This is a genomic window from Noviherbaspirillum saxi, from assembly GCF_003591035.1.
GTDB lineage: Bacteria > Pseudomonadota > Gammaproteobacteria > Burkholderiales > Burkholderiaceae_D > Noviherbaspirillum > Noviherbaspirillum saxi.
Window position 1 is genome coordinate 1,149,224 of the sequence record NZ_QYUO01000003.1, and the last position, 20,947, is coordinate 1,170,170.

A 20,947-nucleotide genomic window follows, 5' to 3' on the forward strand; every position below is an offset into this window, starting at 1 on the left:
CCTATAGATACGACGTGCTCAAAAAGCTGGCTTGGCGAATGCGCTCGTATTCTGTCCCATAAATAACTTTATATAAACGTTCGATCTTTCCGAGGATGGACTCGGCTGTAGCAGTCCAGACGAATGGTCTTTTGTGGGCATTGTAATGTTCCACATAGCGCTGGATTTGCGACGTCAGCTGGCGCACGCATTCAAGCGAGCCTCGTCGGATTGCCTCCTGCGTAATCAGGCCAAGCCAACCATCGACTTGATTGAGCCAGCTTGAGTAAGTCGGAGTGAAATGCATGTGATAACGCGGCCGCCTCGCTAGCCAGGCTTTGACTTTCGAGTGCTTATGCGTGGCATCATTATCCAAAATCAGATGCACATCCAAACCAGCAGGAACTGCCTTATCAATATGATTAAAAAAGGCGATGAATTCCTGATGCCTATGACGCGGCTTGCATTGCGCAATCACTTCACCATTAGCCGCGTTCAGTACCGCGAAAAGTGTGGCTGTCCCATGGTACAAGTCCTTGCTTTCCATCGCGCGCATCCCTGCCTCAACCTGCGCGATAGCGTACCTTTAAGCCAAAGAAAAGTCTGAAGAACCTTATCTGTTAAGTTTCATTTGGGACGCGATAGCTTGTTGGCGTGGTGACGAAAATCTTGAAGCTGGCATCTATGTCAGGTCGGAGAATAGTCGGTCCTGCACTGTGCTGCTCTAAAAACGTCCCGTTTTGATAACCCATGCTTCCCACCCATCCGTATGCTTTACCGGCCGGCACCGTCGGCCAGATGGAATATATTTCCCCGGATTTCACTTGGAAATTGGATAGATGCACCGTGACGGTAGTGAAATACGTCGGTGCTAATGCGCTTGTGCAGCTTATGCTCCCTCTCTGAGCAAGAATGCCACTGAGGGTAGTGCCGCTCGCAACGATAGGACTGCTGAAACTGCTGCCTTTGCGAACCTCTATGCCCATCTCCGGCGAAATATTGCTGCAGAATTGAAGATATATCTCTACTTTCGTTAACCAACCGCTGCGCTCGACGGTAAACGACTGTCCGGTTCGATAGGCCGGCGTGCCAATAGGAGCAACAAACTGGATCGAGGCAGGTATGTGGGAAGCATCCTGTGCTTCAAGAAGGCCGGTAAACGCTTCACTGGAGGACGAGGCGTGTGATACCGATTCAGAAGAAGCTCTTCCACTTTCATGGCCTAAATGTGTAGAAGGATGAGAGGGAATGGTAATGGATGCGGATGCGGATGAAGTCGCCGGACCAACGGTAGTCTCATTTGTTACGACGCTAGTTGAGCTATTCGCCAGTACCGACGAATTCGACGCGCTTGCAAATATAGTATCTGGACCACCGCCACACGCAACCAAGAAATAGGCAACCCAAAGGATTGCAATAAAACCCAATCCGTTTGTTAAAAATGTTTTCTGTTTCATGGCCTGTTCCTTACCTGTCTTGTATAGAGCCTATGAGATAAACGTCGCACGTTACTGACCAATCTCAAATCCAAATCCAGCCAAACATAAAAGTTTTCGATAATACTCACAGGCCGAAAACTGAGATGCGGACGTGTCACGTGTTCCCATAAGTGAGAGGGTGAAACAGACGGTTGAGCGATCAAATTGTCATATTCACATTACTGAATTTGAAGCGTGCAACGGCTTTGATGTTTGCATATAAATAGATAACGAGTTGCTAACGGCAGTTTGTCGAATTTGGAAAGTTTGTTGGTTAGCTCAGTTGAGTAGAATCCGCAGGTCGTTTCATCGAAAAATTCATTTTTCTATACCGGTCGAAGTCTCTCATACTGAAACATCGGATAGAAAGGAGACCAGAGTGACGGCAAATGGTCTTTCTTATAACGGCATTATCCGAACTCGTCGCCGATCAAGGTAATCTTGCTGTTTGGGTGGAGTACGACCGCATACCAAGTGAAATTCAGTCAATGGAAGTGATACATGAACCGCATTTAAATGAGCCGGCCATCATGATCCGGCTAGCGGAGCCGATCTAAGATTTCTGAGGGAACATTAACGGCGAACATGCATTTGCGCTGTACGAGCAATTTATTGATAGAACGCTTTATCAAGGAACTTCACGCCAGCTACGGAAAACGCGATCAACTAACGCTGTCGTTGTACGATCGCGATATCCGGCTATAGATTAGAAAGACGAAGAACTAATGGATGCCTTGGAAGAGCCACCTCCAGCAGACTTTATCTGAATTTTCGACTTGGTCATTGTGCCGCCGTCGCTCTTCTCTTTCGACATCGTCTTCACACGAATCATTATTTTACCTTCATCAGCAGTCGCTTCGCCATAGACGCTCGATATGGAATTGCCAGCCACGGACTCACCGAATCCATACGCTTCCAATCCGGTTCCCTCGGCTTTCACCCATAAATCCGCTTTGGTCTTCGTCCCGCTGCCGTTCTGTTTCGCCCGCGTGTCGGCACGTGCCAACACGGTCCCTGCTTCTGCATAGCCGCCTCCGTCAACAACGGAATATTGCGCTCCGGCCGATACTTTATCCATTTGGGCGTTTGTCAAAATTACTGGGGCCGCGTGCGTCAGTCCAATTGCCAATAATAGTGTCACTGCTGCAGCAGAACGTTTCATCATGGTTCTCATGGTTTCCTCTTCGTCAGGTTAGATATAACGCGATACAAGGCGGCGCGAGACCCCTTCTCTTTCCTACTACCGGAATGTAATAGGAAATGAGACGTTAAAACTGTATTTCGGCGCATCATTTCCGACGCCGATACCAGTAGATACCAACAGCATGACGTCACGTGACAGAACCGAAGAGGCACCGATGTTCACGGTTCCATATGTTTCATCAGTACCGGCAAGCTTCGCGCCATTTGCTTCTTGTTTCTGGCGATAAGTCTGGGCAAAACCAAACTGCAACGAAGTGGCGGGGCTTGCGGCTAAGACTGCACCGAGAGAGAGTGTGGTCACGCTTCCAGGTTTTATTCCATCCTTCTCAAACACATGTCCGTAGGATGCTGAACCGAAAAAAGCCAGCGGATCCTGCCGCTTCAATCCTACGAGTTCTGCGGTAAGCTGACGGAACCCGCCAGTTAGTGCGACTTGATTATCGGTACGGCGCCCGGTACCTGTGTTATAGGCCACTCGACCGATGAGGTCGGGGTAATTGCCTCTTTCTCGCATTAGTGTTTTTGCCAGTCCGATGGTCAAATCGCCGGTACCGTTTCCGTTGGCTGAAGCTTCGCCGCCAAACGAATCGATGCGCGAAGCGCGCACATAGTTGTAAGGCACACCAATCTCCAGTTGGCTTCCCATTGGAAGGCCGACACGAACATCCGCGCGCACACCGAATTCATTGCGCCTCAGGGTTTGACTGCCGAGAACGACGTTTGCCGCCCCGGTAGCCGGATTGACTGCATCGGCCAATAGGGGCGTGTTGTTTTCAACACGTGTGTAGTTGATCCCCGGCGTGAAGCTGATTGTACCTTCAGGTAATAACAAGGCACCTGACTCGGTCAATGTGCGTTCTAGCGCACGTTGTGCAGCGTCTTCATCGACGTCGAAGCTGCCAGGGCTAGATGCGGACGCTGTGCGAGTATTCGTTTGCGAAGCGGGAGGGCGAGATTGGGTCACTCGTTGTGAAGTGGCGGCTTGTCCAGGCGGCACTGATTGAGAGGGAGCATTGGCCATTGCGTCAAGGCGCCCTTCCAGTCGTTCAATACGTTTCTGAAGCATTTGTACTTTTTCTTCGCTGTCAGCAAGCTGTTTTGCCAAGTTGCTTTCTGGAGTGGATGTTTGTTGTGCAAATGTCGGTACTCCATGCAACATCAACCCGGCAAGCAATGTGGGAACAATCTTTTTAGCAGTGTGCTTTCGCCTCATAAGAAACCACCTTTCATTTACGGTCGTGTAAGTGCGTAGGAAAATATCGGCGGCGTCTTCGCATGGGTTTGCCGCACAAACTGTATCGTTTGCAACCTATCCGGGTAGAGACAGCTATGCGTATTTGAGAAGACGCTCTTAGTGAAAAAAGCGGAAAAGACTATGCAAATACAAAAGGTAATTTAGTGGTCTGGACTGCCCGTTGAAATAAATCAAATGAGATAAACTTTTAGATATCACGGCTTTTTGTATATTTGGTGTTTTATATAGCACTCTGATTTTCCAGTACTTATTGGAGCATTACGTAATCTTTTCCATTTGGGATCAAGGCGTGATCGTCCGGTTTGTAGCCATCAGATCGCTCAACGGAAAAAGCCACTCTGCCAAGGGAGGGGTACTCGATCCATACGTAAACAAACTCATCGACCAGCATTGTGCGGTTTCCCCACGCCGGATCGGCGAGCAGGACACGATTGCCGCGCATTCCTCGAAAGACAACGAAGTGGTTATATCCGTTAGTTTTGATTGGCACAAGTAACGGAGCTCGTGAAACGAGATCCTTGAATTCCATCTTTCCAAGACCTATGCCTTTATAGCCAAGGGACTCGGTGTAACGCTTGAGGTCAAGTAGAGAAAAGCCTTCGCGGATCTGGATAAGTTGTGGGTTATCGATGTACTCCGGTCGATTCATTAACGTTACGGCAACTTCTTTTTCCGTCAGATTTTCACCATGCTGAAAATTCAAAAGAGTGGTGAGAGCGGCGGCTCCGCAACTTAAATCCCACTTCTGGATAACAACGTTTTGATGGCGAAATTCGAGCAGGGACCGCACGGATCCTTGGGCATGTATGGTGTCGACGGGGAAAAGAAAAGCAATTAGTATGTGCAACAAAAGGCGCACTCGTATTTTGGAGAACGCCGAATCGGCTGGTGAATAACGCGTAGTATCAGGAATAGTTGGCATAAACTCCGGCATTCTCATTTGCGACTCGATGATTGAATGTATTGGCGTGGTCATGGAATGCAGTAGGGTACAGATTAAATAAAGTCCAGAAGCATCGACTGCTGCTCTGGACTAAGTTCCTGATGGGGTAGGTAAACCTCGCCTGCATTACTATATTGAAAAACGCCTTCTCTCTCTTTTCAGGTGGGCCGAATAATCCGAACAGTATGTGTGAATGTTGTGCCGTTACCTCCCAAGCCAACTTGAGCAGTGAAGTGGCCGTCAATGACAACTACCACACCTGGCGTTGCTGACGCTTGGCTCATTGCCCAAGCAAGGGCGCCAATGGAAGAAAGCTGGCCGGCATTGGGAACCCCCGCGATGCTGCCCGCAGAGATGTGGTCCATCTGGTGTTCAGACAACGCTAAAGGCTCCGTTGCGCTGACTAGTGCGGAAGCTGCCAGCAAGGAAAATCCTGCTGCGCTCTGGACAAGCGTTTTTAACATGATGATTGCTCCTTTTAATAAAAGCCGGTAGATATGCAAAAAGCGACTGATTTTTGGGTACTGTGTGCTACCAGCATAACGCCTGATCCGGCTTTCCGAAGATGGGATTACCATGACTGGGCGCGCCAGCCATGGCACCCCTACCGCCTCATTTAGAAGCTGGATCCTGCCGACGCCGTTGTTGCCACAAACACGCCCGAGGCTAAGGACGCTGAGCTGGCAGTGGTGACCTTGGTTACCGAGCCCCAGCGATAACGAGCGTAGGTGCTAGTGTCTGCGCCGCTGGCGACAGTGCCGATCAAGGCAAATCCGCTAGTAGTTGCAATGGAGGTCTGACCAGCTGCTACAGAATCCATCTGGCTATCGCTCAGCTGTACCGGTTCAGCTGCGCTGGCTAGGCCGCCCAACGACATCAATGTGCTTGCAGCAATGGTGGTAAGGACTTTCTTCATGTTCGTTCTCCTAGTTACGGTTGATTGCACTACAAAGAGCCATCTGCATGACAGATGAATCAATCCCTGTTGCATTGACTCAGAAGCTGGATCCTGCCGACGCCGTTGTTGCCACAAACACGCCCGAGGCTAAGGATGCTGAGCTGGCAGTGGTGATCTTGGTTACCGAGCCCCAGCGATAACGAGCGTAGGTGCTAGTGTCTGCGCCGCTGGCGACAGTGCCGATCAAAGCAAATCCGCTAGTAGTTGCAATGGAGGTCTGACCAGCTGCTACAGAATCCATCTGGCTATCGCTCAGCTGTACCGGTTCAGCTGCGCTGGCTAGGCCGCCCAACGACATCAATGTGCTTGCAGCAATGGTGGTAAGGACTTTCTTCATGTTCGTTCTCCTAGTTACGGTTGATTGCACTACAAAGAGCCATCTGCATGACAGATGGATCAATCCCTATTGCATTGACTCAGAAGCTGGATCCTGCCGACGCAGATGCCAATGATCCAAAGCCGGTGGCAACGCTTAATGCGCCGGCTCGAGTAATACGCACTGACCCACCGGAATAAGCGTAGGTGGTTGCCCTTACGTGTGCCGTGCCGAATAGAGAAGAAGCGGAGCCGACGGCTGCCGATGTTTGTCCAGCTGACACGGTGTCCATTTGCGATTCGGTTAGCTGCATCGGTTCTACGGCGCATGCTAAATCTGATACAGAAAAGAGAGAACCCATGAGCATGGGTAAAAACGCTTTTTTCAGCATGTCAGTTCTCCTAAATAATAAAGGCGATTGCGTCCTTAGCCGGCTGGTTCTTGATGATCCGGAAAGGCGTGACGGAACTTTAGAGGAGGGCTGCGCTAAAAAAAAATAGAAAATATCGATCTACTAAGCGTTCAGGTGGTAGGTGAAAGGCATATGGCGTATAAAGAAGGACGACCTTGCCGCAGGAGGTTATCTCATGGCAAAGAAGCGGTATAAACGGGATTTTTAGGCACTGGAGCTACGTCCCAAGATAGCAGAAAAGTTTCTTGAGAAAGGTATGAAGCAGGCAGAGACGACGCGTGAATTTCATGTAAGCCGGAAAAGCGTATCTGTATGGGCTAAAGCGCAGGCCGTAAACAAAGAAGGATGGCGTCGCAAACTATTGGGCTCTCTCCCTGGCCTGAATCCGGCGCAACGGCAGTGGCTGTGCAAGGTTCCCGTCAGGAGAGCGCAGGCGAACGGATTTCCCAACGATGCCTGGACACGGCGTCGGATTGGGCAACTGATCGAGCAGGAGTTCGGCATCGCGTATGGCAAGACAACCATCTGGTGGCTGCGCAAAGCAATGGGTTTTTCCTGTCAACGCCCGGCGGGGCGTGCCAGCCAGTGATCTGAAGCCAACATCGGGAAAGGTCGTTGTTGACTATTTGCCTGGCTACGCACCTGAACTCAATTCCTCTGAATACATCTGGACCTATATGAAGCAACGAGAACTAGGCAACTTATGTCGCAGCACGATTGGCGAGGTCAAGGCATTCGCCTGCCGTCGCCTGAAATCCATGCAGCGTCGCGTCGGATTGATAGCATTGTTTTGGAAGCATGCTGGCCTGAAGCCCTACTGTCATCTATATCCTAAACACACGGTAAGTATGCATAAAATAAATCGATTGTTGTACGGTGTGAGGGGTGAGATAGCGCTGCTACTTATTGAGCGTGGTAAGCGAGCCATGAAGGCCGTCTGGACGTAGAGAAAGGAAGTGGCCAAAGTGGTGCCCAGCAAAAAGTAGTGGGGGCCATGTTGACGTCAGTGAACAGAACGGGCAGCAGAAAGGGGCTGCCGAATTACGCCTTCGATTTTAAAAAGGCGTCCGTTGCGGCGTGCCTATCTGGCGTGTCCATCGCTGGAGTCGCCATGCAGTATGGCGGTCTTGGTGGATGCTGTCTCGGCCCGGACCTCCTGCTTGCGCGGCCACTCCCCCCTTGAATTTGAGCGTGTAGCTTTGATGCACAATGCGGTCGAGAATCGCATCGGCCAGCGGGACGTTCAGGTATTCGTGTCAGTGTTCGATCGGAAGCTGGCCGGTGATGATCGTCGAGCGTGCGTCCACCCGGTCGTCGATGATTTCCGGCAGGTCGGCGCGTTCATCATGAATCAGTTTGATCCTATTTCTTCCCTTAGTTTGCTGGCAAAACGTTCTAACTCCAACGCGGCTTTTAGCAGATGACGTGAGCGATTCAGGAGCGTTTTTCCGTCCTCTGTCAGGATGGATTTTCGCCCTTCATTCTTAAACATGCGTACGCCAAGTTGCTCCTGAAGTTGTGCGATAGCGTAGCTAATCGTGGGCTGAGTCAGATGCAATCGCTTTCCTGCTGCCGCAAAGCTGCCGCTGTCATAAACCGCATGGAATATCCGCCACTGTCTTAGGGAAATCCGAGTGCCTATCCTGTCGTGAGATCTTCTTATCATGCGTGCATGCTGCTGTATGCTTCGTTGTAAATGTTTAGCTGAATCGAGGCTCTCCGCGTTATCCATACAATTTCCCTTCTATGCTAGACGTGTAAACGAAAATGTGTGATCGCAATGAGTTCGAAAAAAAGATACGCAACGCTTCTATAGGATTGAACATTCGTTCAATATGCGCGCGCAATATTGTCCGGTTGAAACTAATACAAATTCAATTGGTTAGCGCCGAGCGGCAATTCCGGAGCCGACCCATCTGGCTGCAAGGCGCATGAAATCTGGGTCTTCTCAAATACCGGGACAGAATGAATCTCTAGCAATGTGTGGAGCAAGGGCATTGAATTGAAGCTCCATCTTGACGATAGCGGTCAGCAGGTAGGTGAATGAACGCCGGAATGGCGCCGCGTAAGTCCAGCAGCGTATGCAGCTTGATCGCAGCCTTGGTCTTGCGAAACGGCGCCCAATCGAATAGGCTCAAGCACAAGTCGATGGTGGTGGCATCGAGCGCATAGACAGTCGCATCGAGATCGATGTCCAATTGCTCCTTCGCATAAAGCTCTCGGGCGCGTGTAAAGCACCGCATCGCCAGTGCATGATAGATGCGCCAGCCGCGCAGGTTCAATGCATCCGACAGCGTCGAGTGCGCCGGCACGTTCTTCAAACCCATGTGGAACAGCTTTGTGCGATTGGCCGCGAGACACACTTCGATGTCGCGCAAGGATTCGCGCCAGGTCAACTGCACAAAGTCCATCACGCGAAACAGATCGGCACAGCCCAAGGTGCGCACGCCTGCATCGCCACGATGACGTTGAATGATCCGGCCAACCGTCTTCCACGGCACAAACTCCATGACTTGCGCATACAGCGTCTTGCCCACGTTCATGCGTCACCCCAGGTCGTCTAAACCCGAAAGGATCGCAAATATTGAATTCCAAATTCAAATCGTGGACACCCATGATCCTCTCAAAACCCGCGTCAATATTGGCTTGGCAGCGTTCCTGCCTTAATTAAATCGGATATTACTGATACGCGTGAATGAATATGCCTGCGCATAAAGGCGCTCGTCGCAGACAATGGACTGAAAGTTAGGATCAATTTGCAACCAAATCAATACTTCTAGTGGAACGAAAGCCGGTGTAGTAATCATCGCTTAACTTAGATCAAACGCATTTATGACCACGATTCTTGTCATGCATATGGTTAGAATTCAGATCGGCAACAAGCCTGGCGTAGGCGGCACGATTGCACTCAACAAATCCCCCTGTGAACCCTGACACAGCCCACGCCAATTGCACGCCTGAGTGGCGAATATGATGTGCTGGTCCTACCGCCAGTTCCCCGGCCTTGCCAGGCAACAGCGGCTCCAGTTTTTCCATTGGTCGTCGCGCAGCAGCTTTCTGATTCCTTGCGTCTTCGGTATTCGCTGATTCAAATACCGAATGTAAACATACTTTTCTAATTGTTAACAGAGCCTAACAGGAGCGTGCCAAAGAAAATTCAAGTCGCTTCGTTTAGCGCGTGCATCAACACCGGCAGTATTGCCAGCATCTGGCGCTCGTTCCATACCAAATAGACCTCGGACTTGTATTTGGATTGGCCAAACGGCACGAAGCGTACGCCGCCAATTCCTGCATCGGCAAGTGCACGCGGTACCAAGGCGATGCCCATTTCCTTCGATACAAGAGAAACCACACTGAGCCAGTGCCGCACTTCGTGGCGGACCGCCGGTCGGAAACCCTGTTCCTCGCATAAACCCAGGACACGCTCGTAGTAATCAGGTGACGCACTTCGTGAAAACATGACGAGCGGTTCAGTTGACAGCTCGCGGAGGTCAATGGACTCTGCCCCTGCCATTGGATGGTTGCTCGGAAGGCAACAGAGAAACGGCTCCGACACATAAATTACCCGGTTCAGTTCCCGCGGGATGCGCTCCGTGTGCACGAACGCAAGATCGATTTGGCCGCGTATCAAGGCGTCCACTTGTTCACTTGAGTTGCCCTCGGACAGGGTCACTTCTACGCGCGGGTGCAACTTCTGAAAAGCTTTCAGGCGCTCCGGCAAGCCGCGAAACAGCATCGAGCCCACGATCCCGATGCGCACGCGACTGCCGGCCCCCTTTGCTATCTGCCTCACCCGTTCTTCCCCTTCTGCCGCTTCTGCGAGCAGGCGCAGTGCGATTTCACGGAACGCGACGCCGGCCGGGGTGAGTTTTACAGATTTGCTGTTTCGTTCAAAAAGTGCAGCACCAAGCGAGGCTTCCAGTTGCTGGATGTTGAGACTGAGCGGCGGCTGCGAAATCGCAAGACGCTTGGCCGCCCTACCAAAGTGGAGTTCATCGGCCAGGACAACGAAGTATTTGAGGTGTCGAAATTCCATGAGACAACGATTTTATTTATATATCGTATGATTATAAATCGATATTGGACATATATCGATCGTCGACGCAGAATGAATCAAGATCAACCAAGGAGACGCGAATGAACGCTTGTGACGCCACGCTTGACGATGCCATTCCAGATCGTTTCGGCACCAATTCCTTCGTTGAAGACCAGGAGCTTCAGTCGCTGCTGAAACTCTACCTGCCCCGAGATCTATGGGATCACCTGAAGCCTCATCTGCACCGCCTCGGCGAACTGACCGGCGGCGTTCTCGATTCCTTAGCCCACACGGCAGACCATAATCCGCCTACGCTGGAACACCGGACTCGCACCGGGAAGGATTTTCAGAGGATCATCAAGCATCCCGCTTATGTGGAGATGGAACGGCTGGCTTTTTCAGAGTTCGGGCTGGCTGCGATGTCGCATCGAGGTGGTGTACTAGGCTGGGATTCGCCTCTTCCTGCAGCCGCAAAGTACGCACTGACCTTCCTGTTCGTACAGGCTGAATTCGGGCTTTGCTGTCCGGTCTCGATGACCGACTCCTTGACCAGGACCCTGCGCAAGTTCGGTGATCCTGCCCTCGCTCAACGCTATCTACCTGCCCTCACATCGCAGGATCTCGATGCACTTGCGCAAGGCGCGATGTTCATGACGGAACAAGGAGCGGGATCCGACATTGCCGCAACCGCAACTATCGCCCGGCGCGACGGCGATGCCTGGACACTGACCGGCGACAAGTGGTTTTGCTCAAATCCTGACGCGGCGCTCGCCATGGTGCTGGCTCGAGTAGAAGATGCGCCCGAAGGCATGCGCGGCATATCGCTGTTTCTCCTTCCGCGCCGACTGGAAGACGGTTCGCCAAACTCTTACCGCATCATCCGGCTCAAGGACAAACTCGGCACGCGATCCATGGCAAGCGGCGAAATCCGGCTTGAAGGCGCAAGCGCCTACCTGGTCGGCGAACTCGGCCGGGGGTTCGTGCAGATGGCGGATATGATGAACAACTCCCGCCTCTCCAATGGTGTGCGCGCTGCCGGCATGATGCGACGCGCCGCAGCAGAGTCGCTTTATATCGCTCGCCATCGCAAGGCATTCGGCCGGCGCCTGATCGACATGCCGCTCATGCAGCGTCAGCTTGCGAAGATCATGCTGCCGGGTGAGCAGGCGCGCACCATGATGTTTCAGGCGGCGGATGCGCTGAGGCGCTCCGACGCCGGTGACAGCAACGCATATGCCTTGGTGCGCATCCTCACGCCGATGTTGAAATTTCGCGCTTGCCGCGACGCGCGTCGGGTCACCGGCGATGCAATGGAAGTACGCGGCGGCTGCGGTTACATCGAAGAATGGGGCGACGCGCGCCTGGTGCGCGATTCCCATCTCGGGTCGATCTGGGAAGGTACAAGCAACATCGTCGCGCTGGATGTGATCCGGGCAATCGTACGCGAAAACTCCTTGGCGGTGCTACAGGACCATCTCTCGACTCTGTTGCAGCAAGCAGCCCTGCACCCGGCTGTACATTCAAGGCTGCTGGCCCTGATCGCCGACGTATCCAAGCTCGCTGAAGAGGCTGCCGCAACAGGAGAAGAACGTTTGGCGCGTCAGGCGGCATCCGCCTTGTATCACCTCAGCTCCGCAGTGGCGATGGCATGGGAGGCAAGCAAAACCGGTTCACTGCGCCGCATGGTGCTGGCCCAACTCGTGATTCTGCACCGGCTATCGCCTCGCGATCCGCTTAAACCTGACAGTGATGCCGGGGTACGCATGCTGTTTGACGACTCCGCCGGCGGTCAGCCGGCAACGCTGTGCCTGCTTGATCACTGAAGCAAAACCTACCGAAGACAGAAACTAGAGGAGACCACAATGAAGATCGCTGCAATTATTCTTGCCACCCTGCTTGGCGCCGTGACACTTCCCGCCGCTCAAGCCCAGCAACAGGACGCGACATCAGGCAAACCGCTGTCGCTGGTTGTGCCATTCTCGCCGGGCGGCCCCACCGATGCGATGGCGCGGTCAATCGTGAACGAACTGAAAGACATCCTCGGACAAACGGTCCTCGTCGACAATCGCGCCGGCGCAGGCGGAAACATCGGCGCAGACTACGTGGCCCGGGCTGTGCCCGACGGGCAGACCCTCCTTTTCGGCACGTCCGGCCCGCTCGCCATCAATGCGAGCCTGTACAAGAAAATCAGCTACGACCCGCTGCGCAGCTTCACGCCCATCATCAATCTCGGCTACCTGCCCAACGTCCTGCTGGTCCATCCAAGCATCCCTGCAAAGAACGTGCAGGAACTCGTCAACTACAGCAAGGCTAATCCTGGCAAGCTGACCTACGCATCTTCGGGTAACGGCGCCTCCTCCCATCTCGCCGGCGTCATGTTCAACAAGCTGGCGGGCACCGACTTGCAGCACATTCCGTATAAAGGGACAGGGCCGGCCTTGAATGATCTCGTCGGCGGGCATGTATCGGCGGCCTTCACCGATGTGCTCACCGCCCTGCCCTTCATCAAGTCAGGAAAACTCCGCGTACTTGGCGTAACGACTACCGTGCCATCACGTGCACTGCCTGACGTGCCAACCGTGGCCTCCCAGGGGGTTAGCGGCTTTGACGTCAGTGTCTTTTTCGGCATCGTCGCCCCTGCCGGAACGCCGCCTGACGTGGTCGCAAAGCTGAACCGCGCATTTGCTACGGCATTGAAGCGGCCGGAACTGGCAAAGACGCTGGCGCAACAAGGACTCGAAATGCCCAGCAGCACCGACCCCGACAATCTGCGGACCTTCATGGCGAGCGAAATCGTTCGCTGGAAGGATGTCGTTAAAAGCTCGGGTGCACAACTGGATTGAACGAAATGGAAACCATATCGGCAGGGTCCCTGCAAGGGATCAAAGTAATCGACGCTTCGCGTATCCTCGGTGGTCCCTATTGCGGCCAGATCCTTGGCGACCACGGCGCCGACGTCCTCAAGATCGAGCCGCCGCAGGGTGACGATACGCGTACCTGGGGTCCTCCCTTTTTGAACGGAGTCGCATCCTATTACCTAGGGCTGAATAGGAACAAGCGCGGCATGCGCCTCGACCTGAGCGGTCCGGACGGGCGCGACGTTCTGCTTGAACTTCTGTCCGACGCAGATGTGCTGATAGAAAACTTCAAAACCGGCACGCTGGAAAAATGGGGCTTGGGATACGAAGCGTTGAAGGAGCGTTTCCCCCGCCTGATCCACTGTCGTGTCAGCGGCTTCGGCGCCGACGGCCCGCTTGGCGGTTTGCCCGGTTATGACGCCATGATTCAGGCCATGAGTGGGATCATGAGCATCAATGGCGAAGCGGATGGCGAGCCGCTTCGCGCCGGCCTGCCGGTAGTGGATATGGTGACGGGGCTGAATGCAGTGATAGGGATACTGCTCGCACTGAATGAACGTGCCCGAAGCGGGAAAGGACAGTTTGTCGAGGCCGCGCTGTATGACAGCGGGCTGTCCCTGCTTCATCCGCATGCCGCAAACTGGTTCTTGAACGACAAGACACCAAGGCGTACAGGAAATGCGCATCCCAACATCTATCCCTACGACAGTTTTCCGACCCGAACCGCGCCCATTTATCTCGCTGTCGGGAACGACCGCCAGTTCCAGATACTGTGCAGGGTATTAGGGGCACCGGAGCTTGCGTTTGAAAGTAAATTTATTGACGCCGGATCACGATCGGCGAACCGAGATCTCCTGCGCGACAAGCTAGTGACATTGCTCAAAGACTGCGACAGCGAGACCTTGATCGAACAGCTCCTGAAAGAAGGCATTCCCTGCGCCCCTATCCTCGATGTCAAGCAAGCGCTGGAGCATCCACACACAAAACATCGGGACATGCTGGTTCGTATGCCGAACGGGTATACCGGTCTGGGTTCGCCGATCAAGCTAAGTCGCACCCCGGCGACCTACCGGCTCCCTCCTCCGGACAATATTGACGACTGAAGTAGTGCCACCGCAAATCCAACGAAGGATAACAATGAGCCTCCAGAACAACAAAGTGCAATTCCATTGGGACGATCCGCTGCTGCTGGACCAGCAGTTGAACAATGACGAGCGCATGGTGCGCGATGCCGCCGCAGCCTACTGCCAGGACAAGCTGCAGCCGCGCGTGCTCGAAGCCTTCCGTCATGAAAAAACCGATCCGGCCATCTTCCGCGAAATGGGCGAACTCGGCTTGCTCGGCCCCACCATTCCCGAGCAATACGGCGGTCCCGGCCTGAACTACGTGTCCTACGGCTTGATCGCGCGCGAAGTCGAACGCGTCGATTCCGGCTACCGCTCGATGATGAGCGTGCAATCGTCACTGGTGATGGTGCCGATCTTTGAATTCGGCAATGAGCAGACCAAGGAGAAATACCTGCCCAAGCTGGCGACCGGCGAATGGATAGGCTGCTTCGGCCTGACCGAACCCGATCATGGCTCCGATCCGGGTTCCATGGTCACGCGGGCGAAGAAGGTCAATGGCGGCTATAACCTCTCCGGCAGCAAGATGTGGATTTCCAATTCCCCGATCGCCGATGTGTTCGTGGTCTGGGCCAAGGATGATGAAGGTGCGATTCGCGGCTTCGTATTGGAAAAAGGCTGGAAGGGATTGTCGGCGCCCAAGATCGAAGGCAAGTTTGGCTTGCGTGCGTCGATCACTGGCGAAATCGTGATGGATGACGTGTTCTGTCCGGAAGAAAACGCGTTTCCGGAAGTGCGTGGACTAAAGGGACCGTTCACCTGCCTCAATTCTGCCCGTTACGGCATTGCCTGGGGTGCCTTGGGTGCAGCCGAAGCCTGCTGGCATACCGCACGCCAGTACGTGCTGGACCGCAAGCAGTTCGGCAAGCCGCTGGCAGCCAACCAGCTGATCCAGAAAAAGCTGGCCGACATGCAAACCGAAATCACGATGGGTTTGCAGGGTTGTCTGCGGCTGGGGCGGATGAAGGATGAAGGCACGGCGGCGGTGGCGATCACCTCGATGATGAAGCGCAATTCCTGCGGCAAGGCCTTGGACGTGGCGCGGATGGCGCGCGACATGCTGGGCGGGAATGGCATTTCCGACGAGTTCGGTGTGATCCGGCATATGGTGAATCTGGAAGTGGTGAACACCTATGAAGGCACGCATGACATTCATGCACTGATCCTGGGGCGCGAACAGACCGGTATCGCCGCATTCTAACGGTCGATTGTTAAAGTCCGATATATAGGTTGATGCCACCGGCAGCAATAAGGAATTCAAACAAAGCTGGGAGTTCGCGCAGTGGGGACTGGGCGGAGCAAGCACTCGAACTTCGGCGGTTTCATGCCTCCAGTCAGACGACCTTCCGGCGTTTACGGCATCACGTGCAGCGGGTGTCTACTACGGACATAGAATTACATGCATGTTTACTGAGAAATCTCTTTCAACAAGTACTTCATGTTGTCTCTTTAGACGCCTTTGGCCATTCACAGAAGTATTCACAGCATCTCCGCCGCATATAGCGGTGAAGTGATGCGCAATACCATCTACCTCCGGTCGGTGATCCAATTCCTTCACGGTTCAGCTTCCAGGCTATCTTGGTATACGACTCTCCTTGTAACCGCATTGCAAGGACTGATTCGACGAATGTCTCATCCTTCAATCGTTGAGGAACAGATACGACACCCACTGTTCTTGACGGATCGTATCGCCGAATTCGGCCAGATGAAGTTCGCATTGCCGATTGCAGGCGGTTTAGCTCGTCGTGTAAATGCGATTCGGTCTTCATTTGAGCACAGCAGTAGGATCTAAAAAGCAGTTCCGCTTTAGGCTTAATGCACCTTGACGGCATGAAGCGCTTCGTGCCGACGACGTAAATTTCGTGTTTTTATTCAAAGTTTATAGCGGGATGGTACATGCGGAATTACGATCAAAGCTCGAAAAGCGAAAGCTGAAACTTGCTCCGCGTATAGCTCCGACCGCTCTGGCAGCCCGCGCCGTTGCTTACGGCACGGACCACAAGCACATGGCTACCTACTGTGTACCAAGTACGCTAGGCAGCGACTTGACCATCACTCAATGTTGATCTTCGCGTCTTTAACCAGACGGCCCAACTTCACGTTTTCGGCCTTTACGTGCGATGCCAATTCTTCAGGCGTAGAGCCCTGAATGACAAATCCCTGATCTGTAAGCGCCTTTGAAACTGACTCGCTCTTCATAGCAATGGCTACTTCTTTTTGGATTTTTTGCGCGAGCGGGGCGGGCAGGCCTGTCGGCGCGAACAGGCCGTACCATGAGGTCACTTCAAATCCGGGCAACCCCGACTCTGCTACCGTAGGCACTTCTGGCATCTGCGGGATCCGTTTTGCACTTGTCACGGCAAGCGCTTTCAACTTTCCGGATTTGATGTGTGGCAGCGAGGAAGGTAAAGCGTCAATCGTCGAACTCACATGTCCTCCTATCACATCAGCCAGAGCGGGACCAGTTCCTTTGTAGGGAACTATCGGAATGCTGATTTTCGCATCGCGCTTGATTGCCTCCTGCGCGAGATGGCCTGGGGAGCCCAATGCGGCAGTGCTGAAGGTAAACTTGCTCGAGTCAGTTTTTGCAGCCGAGAGAAATTCGGCTAAGTTCTTGTATGGCAGGTTCGGATTTGCCGTCATAATCATCGGCACTGAGCCAAGATTTGAGATTGGAGTGAAGTCCTTCTCCACCGTGTACGGCACATTCTTCAGCAGCATTGGGGTAACCAGAAACGTAGATGTCTGGATCAGAAGCGTGTACCCGTCCGCCGGCGATCGATATACGGAGGTGCTGCCGATTACGCCGTTGGCTCCTGGACGGTTGTCCACAATTACCTGCTGCCCGAACTGGGTTGACAATCTCTGTGCTAGCAGCCTTGCGATCGTGTCCACAGTGCCGCCGGGTGCGTATGGAACAACAATGCGTACGATTCGGTCCGGGAATGTCTCAGCTGATGTAACGCTAGCCGACACCGCTAGAAGCACGCCAATAAATGCTCGTTTCAAGAGTTTCATGTTCTCCGCCTTATAAAAATGACCAACTTTTATCAAAATCTACTGCCCGTTAAACCGAAATACTATTTTTCATTGATGGGTTGTTTCACCAAGTCTTATTCCCTACGCTAGCAGCGAGGGCAACTCGCTCGCTGAGGGAATAGAGCTGCGAGAGCTTTTACATCGTTATATTGAAATGCCCAAGGAATTACCTCCACTAATCTGACTGCATCGTACACAACATGATTGGCGCAAATATCTTCGTTGAGGACCACGCTATTCTTGGTCATTACCAAATATCGTCCTGACAGCTCTGACGTTTCGTCGAGTGGGAAGCCTCGATCACGGTGGACGATAGATGCATTGATCAATGCAATCTCCCATTCCCCACGCAAATCGTTCAGGTCTATTTCCTTTAACGATGGTTGGGCTGAAACATTTGAAAAGCCCAAGGACTTGAAGACGCCCGTTAGCAATCTGATCTGAAAATCATCCTCTTCCACGATGAGTAACCTATAGGGCGCTGGGCTATCTGATTGCAGAAGAGGATTGTTATCACAGGTGTTCATGGATTTCATTCCTCACACCCTTCCTATGAAGCGCGGTCAGCGCGTAGGTCGGTTCGCATCGCTTGACCGCTTTCCATCATCCACTGTTACGAAGGCCTGCCGCGACGCCGTTAATCGACAGCAGGAGATTGCGCCTGAGCCGATCGTCCGTCGAGTCGTTACGGAATCGCTTCAACGTATCAACCTGTAGCTGGTTCAGCATCCCCAGATAGACGCTACGCGGCGTTACACGCGTAGCGTGCTGGTCCTTCTCTACTCCCTTGATCACTTGAACCGCATGAACGGTACGATGGTACTCCTCAGCGACGCTCGCGAAGATCCGATCTCGGGTCAGCTGATCTTCAAGCAGACATGCGTACTTGTACACAATGGAGAGGTCAGTTTGTGCCAAAGCGGCCTCTACATTGGAGATAAGTCCTGCGAAAAACTCCCACTTACCGAACATTTCCTGCAATGTGCTTTCCCCTACTCCGGGAGTCTCATCCAAAAGTGCGCGTACAGCACTTCCGAGTCCATACCAGCCGGGTAGCATCGCACGGCATTGTGACCAGCTCAATACCCAAGGAATGGCGCGTAGATCCTCTATGTTACGGCTTGACTTTCTCGATGCCGGACGGCTACCCACATTCAGATTGGCGATCTCCGATACAACCGTGGACTCCCAGAAGTACCGGTCGAATCCCGGTGTCTCATAAACCAGAGAGCGATACGCGGCCATCGCACTTTTCGACAAGGCTTGCATAGTCAAAATGTACCGATTGTCTACTGCCGAACCGGCCGAAGTAGTCAGGCTCGCCTTGAGCGTGCCGGCAACCAGGCTTTCAAGCGTTCGCAGGGTCGCCTGCTGACTGCCATATTTAGCTTCAATTACTTCACCCTGTTCGGTTAGACGAATGGAGCCACGTACGGCGCCTGACGGCTGCGTCGATATAGCGCGAAAGCTCGGGCCACCACCACGTCCGATTGAGCCGCCACGCCCATGGAAAAATCGCAGGGGAATCTGGTGCGCGTCGCACACCTCAATCAGGGCAACCTCAGCTTGATACAGCTCCCAGTTTGATGTCAAAAAACCGCCGTCTTTATTGCTGTCCGAATAGCCAAGCATGATCTCGATCCCTTGTCCTCTACGGTCGAGAAGCTGCCGATATTCGTTATTGGAAAGTAAATTGTCAATGACCGTGGAAGCACGCTGCAAGTCGAGAATTGTTTCGAACAGGGGAACAATATTCAATGCCAATTCACCGGTTACGGGATTGAGCAATCCTGTCTCCTTCAGGAGCAGTGCGACTTCCAAGACGTCCGACGCTTCACTGGCCTTGGAGATGATGTAATTCTGAACTGCGTCCTTGCCAAAGCGTAGCTGCGATTGGCAGGCAGTATGGAAGATGGCAAGTTCGTCCTGCGTTTTCTGCGAATAGTCTGCGTATCGACTAAGAAGTGGGCGCTGATACATGAGCTCGCGAGACAAAAATTGTACTCTCTGGGACTCATCCAAGGATAGGTAATCAGTCTCTGGTGCTGCACGCTCCAGTAATTCCGCCACGACCCGCTCATGGACATCCGAGTTTTGGCGTAAATCTATGGGTGCAAGATGAAAGCCAAAAACACTTACCGCGCGTCTTAGGTTACGTAGCCTTCCTTCTGTGAGAAGCGAAGACCCACAATGCAATAACGATTGGTGGATAATATCTAGATCTGAAGAGAGTGCTTGCGCCGTTGGGTAAGCGATTGCAGCGGGCTTCGCCTGGACAGTGGACGGTTTGAGTAGCGAAGCACGTGTCTGCTCTAAACGAAGCTTGATACCGATCAGCGCCCGACGGTAGGTCTCATCGTTGTGGTGCGGAGAGCGATCGCCAGAGCGATTGGCAAGATCAAGCAACGCATCTGTGTGTCCAACTAACCAGTCTGCAAGCGACATTTCTGCAATCAGCTTTGAAAGCTGAGCTACGTAATAATCGAGCGCGCAACCACTGTGAATTACAAAGGCAGACTCAAGAACCTCCGCGGTGACAAAAGGGTTGCCGTCACGATCGCCGCCGATCCAGCTACCAAACTTGAGGAAGCTTGGCAGTTTATCTACCCAGGACTCATCCCCAACCGCGAGCGCATCTTCAAGACGTTCGTAAAATGCAGGCACTGCATCCAGAAGATGCTTTTCAAAATAGGCTACGCCGTTCTGTATTTCATCGACAACAGATAGCTTGTTAGTGCGAAGGATCCGGGTTTGCCATAACCCCAACAAAGCGCGACACAAAGCCCTTTCACAATCAGTTGGCGTCGTGCCAACGGCGAGTTCGTATTGCCTGCGGTCCAGCAACGCCACGATCTCTTCCTGCTTGTTAAGAACACTCCGGCGCCGCACTTCCGTAGGGTGAGCCGTAAAGACAGGGCTGATTAAGGCATTGTCCAATGCACGATGCAGAGTTGCGTCGTTCGATCCATCATCTGAAATCGACTTCAAAACATGAGACAAACTATCCAGTGCTGCTTCGGATGTCGCATCGTCACTGCGGCGCTCCAATTTTAACGAAGCACGATCCTCAGTGATATTCGCTAAAAGCAACAGATAACTTAACGCTCTTAATACTGGCGCGCGTTCTTCATCTGTTAACTGCTCCAGTGTGGCCACCTCGTCCGCGATCAGGTGATCGTCCTCTGAGCTGGTGCTCCCCCCTGAAAGCGCGTGGAGACTTGAGATCGCCACGTAGAGCTTGTCGCTCACGTTTTCGCGGATAATGTCGTTGAATAACTCGGCCAGAAGCTGCGCTTCACTTCGTACATGGGTTATAGCGATGTCGTCGTTTTTCATATTGCTCGTT

19 protein-coding genes and 3 pseudogenes are annotated in these 20,947 nt (G+C 53.0%); 5 read left to right on the forward strand and 17 right to left on the reverse strand.

The features are described from left to right. Position 1: 1 nt before the first annotated feature. The 9 genes and pseudogenes from D3871_RS28290 to D3871_RS30070 form a co-directional block, all read right to left on the reverse strand. Positions 2-505: pseudogene (locus D3871_RS28290) on the reverse strand (IS630 family transposase); the annotation flags it as partial. A gap of 94 nt (positions 506-599) precedes the next feature. Further along, positions 600-1,436 (reverse strand): hypothetical protein, encoded by an 837-nt coding sequence (locus tag D3871_RS30060; RefSeq protein WP_147376932.1) that lies wholly within the window; start codon positions 1,434-1,436, stop codon positions 600-602. A gap of 727 nt (positions 1,437-2,163) precedes the next feature. Next, positions 2,164-2,622 (reverse strand): hypothetical protein, encoded by a 459-nt coding sequence (locus tag D3871_RS28295; RefSeq protein WP_147376933.1) that lies wholly within the window; start codon positions 2,620-2,622, stop codon positions 2,164-2,166. 75 nt (positions 2,623-2,697) lie between these two features. Next, positions 2,698-3,873, reverse strand: coding sequence for a hypothetical protein (locus D3871_RS30065; RefSeq protein WP_147376934.1), 1,176 nt, complete (start codon positions 3,871-3,873; stop codon positions 2,698-2,700). Positions 3,874-4,162: 289 nt separating this feature from the next. Further along, positions 4,163-4,849 carry a C39 family peptidase gene (locus D3871_RS28305; protein WP_199724950.1) on the reverse strand — a complete coding sequence of 229 codons (687 nt, stop codon included), beginning with the start codon at positions 4,847-4,849 and terminating at the stop codon, positions 4,163-4,165. Positions 4,850-5,016: 167 nt separating this feature from the next. After that, a complete protein-coding gene (locus D3871_RS28310) occupies positions 5,017-5,436 on the reverse strand; it encodes a hypothetical protein (protein WP_147376935.1) in 420 nt (139 codons plus the stop codon). A 38-nt stretch (positions 5,437-5,474) separates the two neighbouring features. Further along, positions 5,475-5,774: a hypothetical protein gene (locus tag D3871_RS28315; protein ID WP_119772401.1), complete on the reverse strand. Its 300-nt coding sequence runs from the start codon at positions 5,772-5,774 to the stop codon at positions 5,475-5,477. Positions 5,775-5,853: 79 nt separating this feature from the next. Beyond that, on the reverse strand, positions 5,854-6,153 hold the full coding sequence (locus D3871_RS28320) for a hypothetical protein (protein ID WP_119772403.1): 300 nt from the start codon (positions 6,151-6,153) through the stop codon (positions 5,854-5,856). Positions 6,154-6,232: 79 nt separating this feature from the next. Further along, positions 6,233-6,523, reverse strand: coding sequence for a hypothetical protein (locus tag D3871_RS30070; protein WP_147376936.1), 291 nt, complete (start codon positions 6,521-6,523; stop codon positions 6,233-6,235). 277 nt (positions 6,524-6,800) lie between these two features. Here D3871_RS30070 and D3871_RS28325 point away from each other — a divergent pair, with 277 nt between their 5' ends. Then, on the forward strand, positions 6,801-7,133 hold the full coding sequence (locus D3871_RS28325) for a winged helix-turn-helix domain-containing protein (RefSeq protein ID WP_119772405.1): 333 nt from the start codon (positions 6,801-6,803) through the stop codon (positions 7,131-7,133). 586 nt (positions 7,134-7,719) lie between these two features. Here D3871_RS28325 and D3871_RS31890 read toward each other — a convergent pair. The 4 genes and pseudogenes from D3871_RS31890 to D3871_RS28345 all read right to left on the reverse strand — a co-directional run. Continuing rightward, a pseudogene (locus D3871_RS31890) lies at positions 7,720-7,887 on the reverse strand (ATP-binding protein); the annotation flags it as partial. Between the two features lie 8 nt (positions 7,888-7,895). Further along, positions 7,896-8,276, reverse strand: a complete 381-nt coding sequence (locus D3871_RS28335) for a LysR family transcriptional regulator (RefSeq protein ID WP_119772406.1) — start codon at positions 8,274-8,276, stop codon at positions 7,896-7,898. A 304-nt stretch (positions 8,277-8,580) separates the two neighbouring features. After that, a pseudogene (locus D3871_RS28340) lies at positions 8,581-9,087 on the reverse strand (DUF4372 domain-containing protein); the annotation flags it as partial. A 614-nt stretch (positions 9,088-9,701) separates the two neighbouring features. Then, positions 9,702-10,580, reverse strand: a complete 879-nt coding sequence (locus D3871_RS28345; RefSeq protein ID WP_119772410.1) for a LysR family transcriptional regulator — start codon at positions 10,578-10,580, stop codon at positions 9,702-9,704. A 101-nt stretch (positions 10,581-10,681) separates the two neighbouring features. Here D3871_RS28345 and D3871_RS28350 point away from each other — a divergent pair, with 101 nt between their 5' ends. Genes D3871_RS28350 through D3871_RS28365 form a run of 4 tightly spaced genes read left to right on the forward strand, consistent with a single transcriptional unit; the run spans position 10,682 to position 15,763 of the window. Next, entirely contained in the window at positions 10,682-12,403 is a 1,722-nt protein-coding gene (locus tag D3871_RS28350) for an acyl-CoA dehydrogenase family protein (RefSeq protein ID WP_119772411.1), read from the forward strand. Between the two features lie 39 nt (positions 12,404-12,442). After that, positions 12,443-13,423: a Bug family tripartite tricarboxylate transporter substrate binding protein gene (locus D3871_RS28355; protein ID WP_119772413.1), complete on the forward strand. Its 981-nt coding sequence runs from the start codon at positions 12,443-12,445 to the stop codon at positions 13,421-13,423. Positions 13,424-13,428: 5 nt separating this feature from the next. Next, positions 13,429-14,541: a CaiB/BaiF CoA transferase family protein gene (locus D3871_RS28360; protein ID WP_119772414.1), complete on the forward strand. Its 1,113-nt coding sequence runs from the start codon at positions 13,429-13,431 to the stop codon at positions 14,539-14,541. Between the two features lie 34 nt (positions 14,542-14,575). Next, positions 14,576-15,763 carry an acyl-CoA dehydrogenase gene (locus D3871_RS28365; protein ID WP_119772416.1) on the forward strand — a complete coding sequence of 396 codons (1,188 nt, stop codon included), beginning with the start codon at positions 14,576-14,578 and terminating at the stop codon, positions 15,761-15,763. 235 nt (positions 15,764-15,998) lie between these two features. Here D3871_RS28365 and D3871_RS31830 read toward each other — a convergent pair whose 3' ends face one another. The 4 genes from D3871_RS31830 to ppc form a co-directional block, all read right to left on the reverse strand. Further along, positions 15,999-16,394, reverse strand: a complete 396-nt coding sequence (locus D3871_RS31830) for a recombinase family protein (protein WP_119772418.1) — start codon at positions 16,392-16,394, stop codon at positions 15,999-16,001. Positions 16,395-16,614: 220 nt separating this feature from the next. Continuing rightward, positions 16,615-17,580: a Bug family tripartite tricarboxylate transporter substrate binding protein gene (locus tag D3871_RS28375; RefSeq protein ID WP_233575847.1), complete on the reverse strand. Its 966-nt coding sequence runs from the start codon at positions 17,578-17,580 to the stop codon at positions 16,615-16,617. 107 nt (positions 17,581-17,687) lie between these two features. Next, a complete protein-coding gene (locus D3871_RS28380; RefSeq protein WP_147376937.1) occupies positions 17,688-18,137 on the reverse strand; it encodes a hypothetical protein in 450 nt (149 codons plus the stop codon). 67 nt (positions 18,138-18,204) lie between these two features. Then, complete coding sequence (gene ppc, locus D3871_RS28385) at positions 18,205-20,937, reverse strand: phosphoenolpyruvate carboxylase (RefSeq protein WP_119772421.1); 2,733 nt, start codon at positions 20,935-20,937, stop codon at positions 18,205-18,207. Positions 20,938-20,947 lie beyond the last annotated feature (10 nt).